Below are 12696 nucleotides of genomic sequence, written 5' to 3' on the forward strand. Positions count from 1 at the left end.
CCCTTACAGCTTCAGCAGACTGGCGTCGTCGACCGAGGCCGAGTGGCGGGCGCGGTAGACCGAGACGATGATCGCGAGCCCGATGACGACCTCGGCCGCGGCCACGACCATCGTGAAGAAGGCGATGATCTGGCCGTCGAGGTTGCCGTGCATCCGGGAGAAGGTGACGAACGCCAGGTTGCAGGCGTTCAGCATCAGCTCGACGCACATGAAGACGACGATCGCGTTCCGCCGGACGAGCACCCCGACGCCCCCGATGGTGAACAGCAGGGCGGACAGGTAGAGATAGCTGACCGGGTTCACTTGACGGCTCCCTTCCGGTCCTCGTCGCCGTCGCGCTCCAGCCACTCGCGCGACCGCTGCTCCAGCGCCGCGAGGTCCGCGAGCGCCTCGCCGGAGACGTCCCGCACCTGGCCACGGGCGCGGAGCGTGGGGCTGACGCTGAGATCGGACGGGGTGCCGTCCGGCAGCAGGGCGGGGATGTCGTTGGCGTTGTGCCGGGCGTAGGTGCCGGGGGCGGGCAGCGGCGCCACATGGCCGCCCTCGCGCACCCGCTGCCGCGACAGCTCCTTCTGGGTGGCGGCCCGGCGGATGCGCTCGCGGTGGGTGAGCACCATGGCGCCGACGGCGGCGGTGATCAGCAGGGCGCCGGTGATCTCGAAGGCGAAGACGTACTTGGTGAAGACCAGGGCGGCGAGCCCCTCGACGTTGCCGCCGGAGTTGGCCTGGCCGAGCCCGTCGAAGTGGTGCAGCGAGGCGTTGGAGATGCCGGCGATCAGCAGGACGCCGAAGCCCAGTCCGCACAGGGCGGCCAGCCACCGCTGGCCCCGGATGGTCTCGCGGAGGGAGTCGGCGGCGGTGACGCCGACGAGCATGACGACGAAGAGGAACAGCATCATGATCGCGCCGGTGTAGACGACGATCTGCACGATGCCGAGGAAATAGGCGCCGTTGGCGAGGTAGAACACCGCCAGCACGATCATCGTCCCGGCGAGCGACAGCGCACTGTGCACCGCCCTCTTCATCAGCACCGTGGCCAGCGCGCCGGCCGTGGCGACGACCGCGAGGATCCAGAACTGGACGGCCTCGCCGGTGGAGGTGACGGAGTCCGCGGCGAGATTCACGCCTCCACCCCCTCGGACGCGGGCTTCTCGCCCTTGGTGACCGCCACTTGGCGCTCGGTGCCGGGCGCCGCCTCGGTCACCAGCCCCCGGTAGTAGTCCTGTTCGGTCATGCCGGGGAAGATCGCGTGCGGGGAGTCGACCATGCCGTCCTCCAGGCCGGCGAGCAGCTCCTCCTTGGTGTAGATGAGCGATTCCCGGCTCTTGTCGGCGAGTTCGTACTCGTTCGTCATGGTGAGCGCCCGGGTCGGGCACGCCTCGACGCACAGCCCGCACAGGATGCAGCGCAGGTAGTTGATCTGGTAGACGCGCCCGTACCGCTCGCCCGGCGAGTAGCGCTCCTCGTCCGTGTTGTCCGCGCCCTCGACGTAGATGGCGTCGGCCGGGCAGGCCCAGGCGCACAGCTCGCAGCCGATGCACTTCTCCAAGCCGTCCGGGTGGCGGTTGAGCTGGTGCCGGCCGTGGAAGCGCGGCGCGGTGGGCTTCTTGTACTCCGGATACTGCTCGGTCAGCCGCTTCTTGAAGACGTCCTTGAACGTCACCCCGAAACCGGCCACGGGGTTCTTGCGGGGACGTGGGGCGTCCTCGCGGGCAGACTCAGGCACCGCCGGCCTCCTTTCCGTCACGAGTTCCGGCACGCGACCCCTCACAGGTCTCGTCACTCAGAGTATGCACCCCGCCACTGACAGAGACCTCGCTGAGCTCCCGCTCCCGCCGTGACCTGCGGCGCGGCACCGGTGGCAGCGTCTGCCCGGGCAGCGGCGGCACGGGGTAGCCGCCGGCCATGGGGTCGAACTCGCCGTCGCCGTCAGGGGCTTCCTCGTCCCGTCCGCCCCGGCCCCGGAAGAGGTCGGCGACGAAGGAGACCAGCAGGATCGCGACGACCGCGCCCGCGACGTAGAGGACGATCGACTGGAAGTCGTAGTCCTCGTTCCGCAGCGCCCGTACCGTCGCCACGAGCATCAGCCAGACCATCGAGACCGGGATGAGGATCTTCCAGCCCAGCTTCATGAACTGGTCGTAGCGCAGCCTCGGCAGGGTCGCGCGCAGCCAGATGAAGAAGAACAGGAGCAGCTGGAGCTTGACGACGAACCAGAGCATCGGCCACCAGCCGTGGTTCGCGCCCTCCCAGAAGGCCGAGATCGGGTACGGCGCCCGCCAGCCGCCGAGGAACAGCGTCACCGCGACCGACGAGACCGTCACCATGTTGACGTACTCGGCGAGCATGAACATCGCGAACTTGATGGACGAGTACTCGGTGTTGAAGCCGCCGACCAGGTCGCCCTCGGACTCCGGCAGGTCGAACGGCGCCCGGTTCGTCTCCCCGACCATCGCGACGATGTAGACGATGAAGGAGACCGGCAGCAGCAGCACGTACCAGCGGTTGTGCTGCGCGTCCACGATCGCCGAGGTGGACATCGAGCCGGAGTAGAGGAAGACCGCGGCGAACGACAGGCCCATCGCGATCTCGTAGGAGATCATCTGGGCGCAGGAGCGGAGGCCGCCGAGCAGCGGGTACGTGGAGCCGGAGGACCAGCCGCCGAGGACGATGCCGTAGATGCCGACGGAGGCCGTGGCCAGGATGTAGAGGACGCCGATGGGCAGGTCGGTGAGCTGCATCGTGGTCCGGGTGCCGAAGATCGACACCTCGTCGCCGGCCGGACCGAAGGGGATCACCGCGATCGCCATGAAGGCCGGCACGGCCGCGACGATCGGCGCCAGGATGTACACCACCTTGTCGGCGCGCTTGACGACGATGTCTTCCTTCAGCATCAGCTTCACACCGTCGGCCAGGGATTGCAGCATTCCCCAGGGCCCGTGCCGGTTGGGGCCGATGCGCAGCTGCATCCAGCCGATCAGCTTGCGTTCCATGACGATCGACAGCAGCACCGTCACCATCACGAACGCGAAGCAGAAGACGGCCTTGACGACCACGAGCCACCAGGGGTCGTGGCCGAACACCGACAGGTTCTCGACGGCCAGGCCGCGCAGGGAGCCGGGCTCCCCCGGCCGGACCGCGTCCACGGCGGGGATCACGACAGCACCTCCGGTCCCTCGACGCCTCCGCCGGGTGCGATGCGCACGGCCTCCCCGGGGCGCGCCCCGGTGTCGGAGGCGACGCCGCCGCCGGCGCAGTTCAGCGGGAGCCAGACCACCCGGTCCGGCATGGGCGTGATCAGCAGCGGCAGCCGGACGGTGCCGGCCGGTCCGGTGACGGCCAGCGGCTCGCCGTCCGCGACGCCCGTCTCGGCCGCGGTGGCCGGGGAGAGCCGGGCGACGGCCGGGTGCCGGGTGGCGGCCAGGGCGTCGTCGCCGTCCTGGAGCCGGCCCTGGTCGAGCAGCAGCCGGTGGCCGGCGAGCACGGCCTCGCCCGGGCCCGCGGCGGGCGCCGGGCGGGCGGGTTCGGCGGGGTCGGCGGCGCGGGCGCCGGTCCAGGCGCCCAGCCGGGCCAGTTCGGCGCGCGCCGCCCGGACGTCGGGCAGCCGCAGCGGTACGGGACCGTGCGGACCCGTACCTTCCGCCGCCATGGCATCGGCGAGCATGTGCAGGACGCGCAGATCCGGCACGACGTGCCGGCGCACCATCTGGTCGGGCTTGAGCGCCGCCTCGAACGGGCGGGCCCGGCCCTCCCAGTCGACGAAGGTGCCGGACCGCTCGACGACGGCCGAGACGGGGAAGACCACGTCCGCCCGGTCCGTCACCTCGCTCGGCCGCTGCTCCAGCGAGACCAGGAAGCCGACCGCGTCCAGCGCCTCGCGCGCCCGCGCCGGGTCGGGCAGGTCGGCGGGCTCCACCCCGGCGACGAGCAGGGCGCCCAACTCGCCGGTGGCGGCCGCCTGGACGATCTGCCCGGTGTCCCGGCCCGTCGCGCGCGGCAGTTCGGACAGCCCCCAGGCGGCGGCCGTCTCCTCGCGGGCGCGCGGATCGGTGGCGGGCCGGCCGCCGGGCAGCAGCCCGGGCAGGGTGCCCGCCTCGACCGCGCCGCGCTCCCCGGCCCGGCGCGGGATCCACACCAGCTCGGCGCCGGTCGCGGCGGCCGCCGCCACGGCGGCGGTCAGCAGGCCCGGCACCCCGGCCGCCCGCTCGCCGACGACGATCACGGCGCCTTCGGCACGCAGCGCCTCGGCCGCCGCACGGGCGTCCTGGGCGGTGCCGTCGGCCAGCGCGCGCAGCCACTCCGGCTCGGTACCGGGTGCGGCGGGCAGCAGTGTGCCGCCCGCCTTCTCCAGCCCCCGCGTGGCGAACGGCGCGACGGAGAAGACGCGTTGGCCGTGCTTGCGCCACGCCTTCCGCAGCCGCAGGAAGACGCCCGGCGCCTCCTCCTCGGCCTCGAAGCCGACGAGCAGCACGGCCGGCGCCCGCTCCAGCGAGCGGTACGTCACCCCCGTGCCGTCGAGGTCCCGGCCGCGGCCGGCCACCCGGGCGGCCAGGAAGTCGGCCTCCTCGCCGCTGTGCACCCGGGCGCGGAAGTCGACGTCGTGCGTGCCGAGCGCGACACGCGCGAACTTGGCGTACGCGTAGGCGTCCTCCAGCGTCAGCCGGCCGCCGGTCAGCACCCCGGCCCGGCCGTGCGCGGCGGCAAGCCCGCGGGCCGCCGCCTCCAGCGCCTCCGGCCAGCTCGCCGGCTCCAGGACGCCCTCGGCGTTGCGCACCAGCGGCGTCTCCAGCCGCTCGGGCCGCTGCGCGTAACGGAACGCGAAGCGCCCCTTGTCGCACAGCCATTCCTCGTTGACCTCGGGGTCCTCCTGCGCGAGCCGGCGCATCACCTTGCCGCGCCGGTGGTCGGTGCGGGTCGCGCAGCCGCCCGCGCAGTGCTCGCACACCGTCGGCGACGAGACGAGGTCGAACGGCCGGGCGCGGAACCGGTACGCCACCGAGGTCAGCGCGCCCACCGGGCAGATCTGGATGGTGTTGCCCGAGTGGTACGAGAGGAAGGGGTCGCCCTCGCCGGTGCCGACCTGCTCCAGCGCCCCGCGCTCCAGCAACTCGATCATCGGGTCGCCGGCGATCTCGTTGGAGAACCGCGTGCAGCGGGCGCAGAGCACGCACCGCTCGCGGTCCAGCAGGATCTGCGGCGAGACCGGCACCGGCTTCTCGTAGGTGCGCTTGCGGCCCTCGAACCGGGTGTCCGCCTGCCCGGCGGTCATCGCCTGGTTCTGCAGCGGGCACTCGCCGCCCTTGTCGCAGACCGGGCAGTCCAGCGGGTGGTTGATGAGCAGCAGCTCCATCACCCCGCGCTGCGCCTTCCCCGCCACCGGCGAGGTGAGCTGGGTCTTCACCACCATCCCGTCGGTGCAGGTGATGGTGCAGGACGCCATGGGCTTGCGCTGGCCCTCGACCTCCACGATGCACTGCCGGCAGGCACCCACCGGGTCGAGCAGCGGGTGGTCGCAGAACCGGGGGATCTCGATGCCCACCAGCTCCGCGGCGCGGATGACGAGGGTGCCCTTGGGGACGGAGACCGGGATGCCGTCGATGGTGACGGACACCAGGTCGTCGGGGGGTACGGCCGCGTTCCCCCCGCCGGAGGGCGCGGACGTGGTGACGGTCATACGTGCACCTCCGGGTGCGACTGGTCGGCCCACACCGTGGACTTCGCCGGGTCGAAGGGGCAGCCACGGCCCTTGACGTGCTGCTCGTACTCGGCCCGGAAGTACTTCAGCGAGGAGAAGATCGGGCTCGCCGCGCCGTCGCCAAGGGCGCAGAACGACTTGCCGTTGATGTTGTCGGCGATGTCGTTGAGCTTGTCGAGGTCGGTGAGCCGGCCTCGGCCCGCCTCGATGTCGCGCAGCAACTGGACGAGCCAGTACGTCCCTTCGCGGCAGGGCGTGCACTTGCCGCAGGACTCGTGCGCGTAGAACTCGGTCCACCGGGTGACCGCCCGGACGACGCAGGTGGTCTCGTCGAAGCATTGGAGCGCCTTGGTGCCCAGCATCGAGCCGGCGGCGCCCACCGCCTCGTAGTCCAGCGGCACGTCCAGGTGCTCGTCCGTGAGCAGCGGGGTCGAAGAGCCGCCGGGCGTCCAGAACTTGAGCCGGTGGCCGGGGCGCATCCCGCCGCTCATGTCGAGCAGCTGGCGCAGGGTGATCCCGAGCGGCGCCTCGTACTGGCCGGGCCGGACGACATGGCCGCTCAGCGAATACAGCGTGAAGCCCGGGGACTTCTCGCTGCCCATCGAACGGAACCATTCCTTGCCCCGGTTGAGGATCGCGGGAACCGAGGCGATGGATTCGACGTTGTTCACCACAGTGGGGCAGGCGTAGAGGCCCGCCACCGCGGGGAAGGGGGGTCGCAGCCGAGGCTGGCCGCGGCGGCCTTCGAGCGAGTCGAGGAGGGCCGTCTCCTCGCCGCAGATGTAGGCGCCCGCGCCCGCGTGCACGGTGATGTCCAGGTCGATGCCGCTGCCGAGGATGTTCCGGCCGAGGTAGCCGGCCGCGTACGCCTCGCGGACGGCCTCGTGCAGCCGGCGCAGGACGGGGACGGTCTCGCCGCGCAGGTAGACGAACGCCCGCTCGGAGCGGATCGCGTAGCAGGCGATGATCATTCCCTCGACGAGGGAGTGCGGGTTGGCGAAGAGGAGGGGGATGTCCTTGCAGGTGCCCGGCTCGGACTCGTCCGCGTTGACGACGAGGTAGTGCGGCTTGCCGTCGTTCTGCGGGATGAACTGCCACTTCATCCCGGTGGGGAAGCCCGCGCCGCCGCGGCCGCGCAGTCCGGAGTCCTTCACATAGGCGATCACGTCGTCCGGTGACATCGCCAGGGCCTTGCGCAGCCCCTGGTAGCCGTCGTGCCGGAGGTAGGTCTCCAGCGTCCAGGAGCGGGGTTCGTCCCAGAAGGCGCTGAGCACGGGCGCGAGCAGCTTCTCGGGCCCTTCCCCGCCGCCGGCCTCCGGCCGCGGGGTCCCGCCGTAGTCGGTGGACACGGTCATTCCTCCCCCTCCTCGGTGGCCCCGGTGAGCGGCCCGGTCCCGGTGACCGGCCCGCTGGGATGGGCGGGGTCCGAGGCGGACGTGGGCCGGGGTGCGTCGTGGGAGCTCGGGTGCTCCGGGGGGCGCTCGCCCAACGGCGGTGCGCCGCGCGGTGGTCCGACGCGCGCCGGGCCGGTCTCGCCCCTGGCCAGCCGCAGCCCGGCCAGCGAGGCGTGCCCGGCGCCGCCGCCCGCCTCTACCGCGCCCGGCCGCTCGTCCGGGAAACCGGCCAGGATGCGGGAGGTCTCGCGGTACGTGCAGAGGGGCGCCCCGCGCGTGGGCTCGACCGTGCGCCCGGCGCGCAGGTCGTCCACCAGGCGCTTGGCGCTCTCGACGGTCTGGTTGTCGAAGAACTCCCAGTTGACCATCAGCACCGGCGCGAAGTCGCAGGCCGCGTTGCACTCGATGTGTTCCAGGGTGACCTTGCCGTCGCCGGTGGTCTCCCCGTTCTCCACGCCCAGGTGCGTCTTGAGCGCGTCGAAGATGGCGTCGCCGCCGAGCACCGCGCACAGCGTGTTGGTGCACACCCCCACCTGGTAGTCGCCGCTCGGCTTGCGGCGGTACATGGTGTAGAAGGTGGCGACCGCCGTCACCTCGGCCGTGGTCAGGCCCAGTTGCTCGGCGCAGAAGCGGACGCCGGTGCGGGTGACGTACCCCTCCTCGGCCTGCACCAGGTGCAGCAGCGGCAACAGCGCGCTGCGGCTGTCCGGATACCGGCCGATCACCTCCCGCGCGTCGGCCTCCAGCCGGGCGCGCACCTCGGCGGGGTAGTCGGGGGCGGGGAGCTGGGGCATCCCCAGGTCTGTTCCTGTGCTCACCGGTCGACGCCTCCCATCACAGGATCGATGGACGCCACCGCGACGATGACGTCGGCGACCTGGCCGCCCTCGCACATCGCCGCCATGGACTGGAGGTTGTGGAAGGAGGGGTCGCGGAAGTGGACCCGGTACGGGCGGGTGCCGCCGTCGCTGACGACGTGGGCGCCCAGCTCGCCGCGCGGCGACTCCAGGGCCGCGTACGCCTGCCCCGGGGGCACCCGGAACCCCTCCGTCACCAGCTTGAAGTGGTGGATCAGGGCCTCCATCGAGGTGCCCATGATCTTCTTGATGTGGTCGAGGGAGTTGCCGAGCCCGTCCGGCCCCAGGGCCAGCTGCGCGGGCCAGGCGATCTTCCTGTCCGCGACCATGACCGGCCCCGGCTCCAGCCGGTCCAGGCACTGCTCGACGATCCGCAGCGACTGCCGCATCTCCTCCAGCCGGAGGAGGAGGCGCCCGTACGCGTCGCAGGTGTCCGCCGTCGGCACCTCGAAGTCGTACGTCTCGTAGCCGCAGTACGGGTCGGACTTCCGCAGGTCGTGCGGGAGTCCGGCGGCGCGGAGCACCGGGCCGGTGACGCCGAGGGCCATGCAGCCGGTGAGGTCGAGGTAACCGACGTTCTGCAGGCGGGCCTTGTAGGCGGGGCTGCCGACCACGAGCTTGTCGTACTCGGTCAGGTTCTTGCGCATCTTCTTCACGAACTCGCGCACCTGGTCCACCGCGCCGGGCGGCAGGTCCTGGGCGAGGCCGCCGGGGCGGACGTACGCGTGGTTCATCCGCAGGCCGGTGATCAGCTCGAAGATGTCAAGGATCATCTCGCGGTCCCGGAAGCCGAAGATGGCGACCGTGGTGGCGCCGAGCTCCATGCCGCCGGTGGCGATGAACACCAGGTGCGAGGAGATGCGGTTGAGCTCCATGAGCAGCACGCGCAGCGTCGTGGCCCGCTCGGGGATCTGGTCCTCGATGCCGAGCAGCCGCTCCACGCCCAGGCAGTACACCGTCTCGTTGAAGAGCGGCATGAGGTAGTCCATGCGCGTGACGAAGGTGGTCGCCTGCGTCCAGTTGCGGTATTCGAGGTTCTTCTCGATGCCGGTGTGGAGGTAGCCGATGCCCGCGCGGGCCTCGGTGACCGTCTCGCCGTCGATCTCCAGGATCAGGCGGAGCACGCCGTGCGTGGAGGGGTGCTGGGGGCCCATGTTGACGACGATGTGCTCGTCGTCGGTCTTGCGGGCGGCGGAGACGACCTCGTCCCAGTCCCCGCCGGTGACGGTGTAGACGGGCCCTTCGGTGGTCTCGCGGGGCCCTTCGGTGCTTCTGGGGCCCTTCTCCGTGCCCGGGGGTGGGCCGCCGTGCCGTTCGCGTGCGCGTTCGCGGAACCGTGCGGGCTCGTGTTCGCGGAACCGTGCGGGCTCGTCGGGGATTCGCTGGTGGACATCAGCTGTACGACCTCCGCTGGTCCGGAGACGGGATCTGAGCGCCCTTGTACTCGACGGGGATGCCGCCGAGCGGGTAGTCCTTGCGCTGCGGGAAGCCCTGCCAGTCGTCCGGCATCATGATCCGGGTGAGCGCCGGATGGCCGTCGAAGACCAGGCCGAAGAAGTCGTAGACCTCGCGCTCGTGCCAGTTGTTGGCCGGGTAGACGTCGACGACGGACGGCACGTGCGGATCGGCGTCGGGGGCGGTGACCTCCAGCCGGATCAGCCGGGCGTGCGTCACCGAGCGCAGGTGGTAGACGGCGTGCAGCTCGCGGCCCTTGTCCCCCGGGTAGTGGACGCCGCTGACGCCGGTGCAGAGTTCGAAGCGGAGCGCCGGGTCGTCGCGGAGCGTCCGGGCGACGCGCGGCAGGTGCTCGCGCGCGATGTGGAAGGTGATCTGCCCGCGGTCGACGACGGTCTTCTCGATGGCGTTCGACGGGACGACGCCCTGCTCCTCCAGCGCGCCCTCCAGCTCGTCGGCCACCTCGTCGAACCAGCCCCCGTAGGGCCGGGCGGTCTCGCCGGGCAGCCGGACGGTCCGGACCAGGCGGCCGTAACCGGTGGTGTCGCCGCCGTTGTTGGCGCCGAACATGCCCCTGCGGACGCCGATGACCTCGCCGGTGTCACCGCGCTGGACGGGGACCCGGTCGTCCGGGCGGCCCCGCTCGTCCTGCTCGCTCACGGCAACAGCCCCTTCATCTCGATGAGCGGCAGGGACTTCAGCGCCGCCCGCTCGGCCTCGCGGTCGGCCTCGGCCCGGTGCGGGCCGAGCTTCTCGCCCTGGATCTTCTTGTGGAGCTTGAGGATCGAGTCCATGAGCATCTCGGGGCGCGGTGGGCAGCCGGGCAGGTAGATGTCGACGGGGACGATGTGGTCGACGCCCTGGACGATCGCGTAGTTGTTGAACATGCCGCCGCTGGAGGCGCAGACGCCCATGGCGATGACCCACTTGGGGTTGGGCATCTGGTCGTAGACCTGGCGCAGCACCGGCGCCATCTTCTGGCTGACCCGGCCGGCGACGATCATCAGGTCGGCCTGGCGGGGGGAGCCGCGGAACACCTCCATGCCGAAGCGGGCCAGGTCGTAGCGGCCGGCGCCGGTGGTCATCATCTCGATGGCGCAGCAGGCGAGGCCGAAGGTGGCGGGGAAGACCGACGCCTTGCGGACCCAGCCGGCGGCCTGTTCGACGGTGGTCAGCAGAAAGCCGCTGGGCAGCTTCTCCTCAAGACCCATGTGCGTGTGGCCCCCTAGTCCCATTCCAGGCCGCCGCGCCGCCAGACGTAGGCGTAGGCGACGAAGACGGTGAGTACGAAGAGCAGCATTTCGACGAGGCCGAACAGCCCGAGGGAGTCGAAGGCGACGGCCCAGGGGTAGAGGAAGACGATCTCGATGTCGAAGACGATGAAGAGCATCGCCGTCAGGTAGTACTTGATCGGGAAGCGGCCGCCGCCGGAGGGCTGCGGCGTCGGCTCGATGCCGCATTCGTAGGCTTCGAGCTTGGCGCGGTTGTACCTCTTCGGCCCGATGAGCGATGCCATGACCACGGAGAAGATCGCGAAGCCGGCACCGAGGGCTCCCAGTACGAGGATGGGCGCGTAGGCGTTCACCGCTCCTCGCTCCTTCCAGTCGACGATGACTGCTGGCTGACCGGGCCTTCGCGCGGACCGCTCACCGGCGAACACCGCGGAAGGGTTCTGCGAAGATCGCGGGTATGTGAGGCAGTTCACAAGCCCGGGTCGAGGGCATCTTATGCCCGGCGGTCTGTGATCTGCGACACGGCGAACAGCACGGCGTTTGTGATCTCCACCACCTGACGAACGATCATCAAGTCGGATGATCGGTGATCTTCTCACCCGAAGCGTCCGAGTGATCGCCAGTGGTCACATTCCGGTGCTTTCCCGCTGGTCGAGGCGGCCTCCGAGGGGTGAGGCGTTATCAAGCCATGCGGGCCGCAGGCAAATTGGCACCTGCCACCGTCAACTGATATAGGCGCACGCCCCGCTGAGGGGCCGTGACCGATCGTCGGCTCGTGCCCGGATTCACCATCGGCCGGACGACCGCCCGGCGGTCGCGCGGCGGCCGCACCCCGGCCGTCGACAAGAGCGCGCGCACGTGAAGTCCGCCACGTACGCGTCCGAACAGTGTCCGATTTGCCCAGTGATCTTCGACGACCGAGACCGGAACGTGATATGCCGCGCCGCCGAACGCCCTCCGCGCCCAAATGCCATGCTTAACCGCATGATCACGATTGGGGGAAGGGGCAGCGGAAAGCCCGCTTCCGGTGCGCCTGCCCCGAATTCCGGGCACTCGAACGCCGATTGTGGTCCACGTCACTTATATTGAACTCCACCTACGGCGCCTGGTAAGCCCTTGTCCCATGTCCCCCAACGCGCACATAACCAGCCACCGGAAGCCCCGTCGCCCCGCGACGCAGTCGTGGGCCATCCGCTCGGGTGTTGCCGGTGGCGTCCTCAGCACCCTGGCCGTCACGGGCGCCGCGCAGGCGACCGCCGCCGAGAAGCCGGCCGAGGCCACGATCGAGATGCCGGCCATCAACGCCGCGCTCTCCGCCTCGGTCGCCGAAAGCGCCGCGGCCACGCAGCAGACCGCGAACGACTACCAGGTCCGTGCGCAGGTGGACAAGGCCGTCGACCACGCCCGCGTCGCCGCCAAGAAGGCCAAGCAGGAGGCCGACCGCAAGGCCGAGGCCGAGCGCAAGGCCGCCGAGGCCAAGGAGAAGCGCGAGGCCGAGCAGGCCCGCGCCTCCCGCGACGCCCAGCGCACCACCCTCGGCACCAAGGCCGGCGCCTCCGCCGACAGCGACGACGAGGGCACCGGCGCGCAGGGCTCCGGCACGAGCACCACCACCACGTCCACGAAGAGCACGGGCGCGACGGGCAACGCCGCCACCCTCATCTCCTTCCTCCGGGCGCAGGTCGGCAAGGCGTACGTGATGGGCTCCACCGGCCCGTCCTCCTACGACTGCTCCGGCCTGGTCATGGCCGCCTACCAGCAGATCGGCATCAGCCTCCCCCGCGTCTCCCAGGACCAGTCGACCGCCGGCACCCAGGTCTCCCTCTCCAACCTGCAGCCGGGCGACATCGTCTACTGGGGCGCCGCGGGCAGCGCCTACCACGTCGGCGTCTACATCGGCGGCGGCAAGTTCATCGGCGCCCAGAACCCGAGCACGGGCATCGTCGAGCGCGACATGAGCTACTCCCCGCCCACCGGCGCGGTCCGCGTCATGTGACGCACCCACAGGACGAGTGAAGGGCCGCCACCCCACCGGGGGTGGCGGCCCTTCGCCGTACCCGAGT

The 12696-nt window shown here is 71.1% G+C and carries 11 protein-coding genes and 1 pseudogene; 1 reads left to right on the forward strand and 11 read right to left on the reverse strand.

Going from position 1 to position 12696, the window contains the following annotated elements:
• Positions 1–3: 3 nt before the first annotated feature.
• From nuoK to ACQEVS_RS15560, 11 genes and pseudogenes are all read right to left on the reverse strand, one after another.
• The gene (gene nuoK, locus ACQEVS_RS15510; RefSeq protein ID WP_004941739.1) at positions 4–303 is read right to left on the reverse strand and encodes an NADH-quinone oxidoreductase subunit NuoK; all 300 of its coding nucleotides are present in this window, start codon (positions 301–303) and stop codon (positions 4–6) included.
• A complete protein-coding gene (locus ACQEVS_RS15515; RefSeq protein ID WP_433020763.1) occupies positions 300–1124 on the reverse strand; it encodes an NADH-quinone oxidoreductase subunit J in 825 nt (274 codons plus the stop codon). The genes nuoK and ACQEVS_RS15515 overlap by 4 nt, the downstream gene beginning before the upstream one ends.
• Complete coding sequence (gene nuoI / locus ACQEVS_RS15520) at positions 1121–1726, reverse strand: NADH-quinone oxidoreductase subunit NuoI (protein ID WP_185943884.1); 606 nt, start codon at positions 1724–1726, stop codon at positions 1121–1123. Before nuoI ends, ACQEVS_RS15515 begins: the two co-directional genes overlap by 4 nt.
• On the reverse strand, positions 1719–3158 hold the full coding sequence (nuoH, locus tag ACQEVS_RS15525; RefSeq protein ID WP_433020767.1) for an NADH-quinone oxidoreductase subunit NuoH: 1440 nt from the start codon (positions 3156–3158) through the stop codon (positions 1719–1721). Before nuoH ends, nuoI begins: the two co-directional genes overlap by 8 nt.
• A complete protein-coding gene (locus ACQEVS_RS15530; protein WP_433020770.1) occupies positions 3155–5674 on the reverse strand; it encodes an NADH-quinone oxidoreductase subunit G in 2520 nt (839 codons plus the stop codon). Before ACQEVS_RS15530 ends, nuoH begins: the two co-directional genes overlap by 4 nt.
• Entirely contained in the window at positions 5671–7050 is a 1380-nt protein-coding gene (gene nuoF, locus ACQEVS_RS15535; protein WP_433020773.1) for an NADH-quinone oxidoreductase subunit NuoF, read from the reverse strand. The genes ACQEVS_RS15530 and nuoF overlap by 4 nt, the downstream gene beginning before the upstream one ends.
• Positions 7047–7883: an NADH-quinone oxidoreductase subunit NuoE gene (gene nuoE / locus ACQEVS_RS15540; RefSeq protein WP_433027569.1), complete on the reverse strand. Its 837-nt coding sequence runs from the start codon at positions 7881–7883 to the stop codon at positions 7047–7049. Before nuoE ends, nuoF begins: the two co-directional genes overlap by 4 nt.
• Before the next feature lie 20 nt (positions 7884–7903).
• Positions 7904–9205 (reverse strand): annotated as a pseudogene (locus ACQEVS_RS15545) (NADH-quinone oxidoreductase subunit D); the annotation flags it as partial.
• A 133-nt stretch (positions 9206–9338) separates the two neighbouring features.
• The gene (locus tag ACQEVS_RS15550) at positions 9339–10061 is read right to left on the reverse strand and encodes an NADH-quinone oxidoreductase subunit C (RefSeq protein ID WP_433020776.1); all 723 of its coding nucleotides are present in this window, start codon (positions 10059–10061) and stop codon (positions 9339–9341) included.
• Positions 10058–10612 (reverse strand): NuoB/complex I 20 kDa subunit family protein, encoded by a 555-nt coding sequence (locus ACQEVS_RS15555; protein ID WP_185943878.1) that lies wholly within the window; start codon positions 10610–10612, stop codon positions 10058–10060. The genes ACQEVS_RS15550 and ACQEVS_RS15555 overlap by 4 nt, the downstream gene beginning before the upstream one ends.
• 14 nt (positions 10613–10626) lie before the next feature.
• The gene (locus ACQEVS_RS15560; RefSeq protein ID WP_004941767.1) at positions 10627–10986 is read right to left on the reverse strand and encodes an NADH-quinone oxidoreductase subunit A; all 360 of its coding nucleotides are present in this window, start codon (positions 10984–10986) and stop codon (positions 10627–10629) included.
• Positions 10987–11756: 770 nt separating this feature from the next.
• On the opposite strand from ACQEVS_RS15560, the gene ACQEVS_RS15565 reads away from it, so the two are divergent.
• Complete coding sequence (locus ACQEVS_RS15565; protein ID WP_433020781.1) at positions 11757–12629, forward strand: C40 family peptidase; 873 nt, start codon at positions 11757–11759, stop codon at positions 12627–12629.
• Positions 12630–12696 lie beyond the last annotated feature (67 nt).

It is taken from the genome of Streptomyces sp. CA-181903 (assembly GCF_050937075.1).
GTDB lineage: Bacteria > Actinomycetota > Actinomycetes > Streptomycetales > Streptomycetaceae > Streptomyces.